Origin of the sequence: Ottowia cancrivicina, from assembly GCF_029813755.1 — a bacterium.
In the GTDB taxonomy this organism is placed as follows: Bacteria; Pseudomonadota; Gammaproteobacteria; order Burkholderiales; family Burkholderiaceae_C; genus Ottowia; species Ottowia massiliensis.
On record NZ_JARVII010000119.1, the window covers coordinates 1 to 306 of the forward strand.

General features: G+C 66.3%; 1 protein-coding gene. It reads left to right on the forward strand.

Annotated features, from left to right (window positions below):
• Positions 1 to 306, forward strand: a 306-nt coding sequence (locus tag QB898_RS13310) for a hypothetical protein (protein WP_279525333.1), incomplete at both ends; no start/stop codon positions are given.

The following is a 306-nucleotide window of genomic DNA, read 5'->3' on the forward strand; positions in this document are numbered from 1 at the left end:
CGCTACAGCCGCAACCCGGCGGGCCACATCACACGCATCGAAAGCGAAGAAGGCGCCAGCGCCTACACCTACGACCGCCTGGGCCGCCTCACCCAGGCCGAGCCAGACCAGGCGCTCAAGGAACAAGGCCTGCCAAACGAAGCCTACAGCTGGGACGCCGCAGGCAACCGCCTGAGCAGCGCCCACCAGGCTGGAGCGTGGACCTACAACCAAGCCAACCAGCTGCTGCAATACCCCCGGGCGCTCGACGAAAACGCCCCCGCGCAGCAAAGCCAAACCGAACAAGTCAGCGCCAGCTACAACGCG